Origin of the sequence: Riemerella anatipestifer, from assembly GCF_009663465.1 — a bacterium.
In the GTDB taxonomy this organism is placed as follows: domain Bacteria; phylum Bacteroidota; class Bacteroidia; order Flavobacteriales; family Weeksellaceae; genus Riemerella; species Riemerella anatipestifer_C.
Window position 1 is genome coordinate 10522 of sequence record NZ_QXHU01000013.1, and the last position, 957, is coordinate 11478.

Consider the following 957-nt stretch of genomic DNA (forward strand, 5'->3'; position numbering starts at 1 on the left):
TGCTCTCACATAATAAGTGAAAGCTCCTGCTTGATTTGAGGTATAGTTCAACCTCCCTTGACTATCCACATACTCTGAACCTAACAAGGTCGTAAATGTAGGAGCTACACTCCACTCATAGGACACGGCTGTTCCTACCGCCGTAGGCGTTACCAATATTTGATTACCCACACAATAGTTAGGAAGTAAGCCCTCTAAAGTAAGATTTTTAGGAGCAGGATTTACCGTGAATGAAACTGGAATAATATCACTCGAGCAACCTGTTCCATTAGAAGCCACTAAATAAACGGTGGTTTCTTTGCCAAGCACATAATCTGAACTATTAGGCTTGTAACTTGCCCCATTAAATAGAAGTCCTGTTCCATTACTAAATTTATACCAAGAGTAGTTGGTGGCATTAGGGCTACCTGCTAAAAACTCTATCGCATTTCCCTCACAGAATGTTTTTCCTGCATTGGCAACTTGAACATTGCTCACGCCTTGGTTCACTGTAAAAGTTACGGATTGTGGAGCGGAGTAACAATTACCCTGCTTTGCTCTTACATAGTAGGTGTATGTACCTGTAGATGATTGAATAAAACTAAGATTACCACTTTCATCTACAAAATTTCTATCTAAAAGTGAAGTAAAGTTATTATTTGTACTCCATTCATAGGACACCCCAGTTCCTTGTGCTGATGGCTTTATAAAAATTCTCTCTGTATTACAATAAGTTTGTTTTACACCCTCTAATTGTAAATTGGTTGGAGTTGGGTTTACCGTAAAATTAATTTCTATTGGGGCAACCCCACACCCTCCTGCATTATTGACTAATAAATATAATCTATTTGCTCCTAACTGGTACTTGTTTGCATCAAGAGATAGCGTAGGGTTATTTCCTAAAACATTAACCCCTTTATCATCGGAAGCCCAAATGTAAGTTGTGGCGTACTCCGCAGATGCGGAAAAATTAACTGG

1 protein-coding gene is annotated in these 957 nt (G+C 39.0%); it reads right to left on the bottom strand.

The window, feature by feature from the left end; all coding sequences use genetic code 11:
- Positions 1-957 (bottom strand): hypothetical protein (locus D1003_RS11050; protein ID WP_221410930.1); only part of this gene is annotated, 957 nt, incomplete at both ends.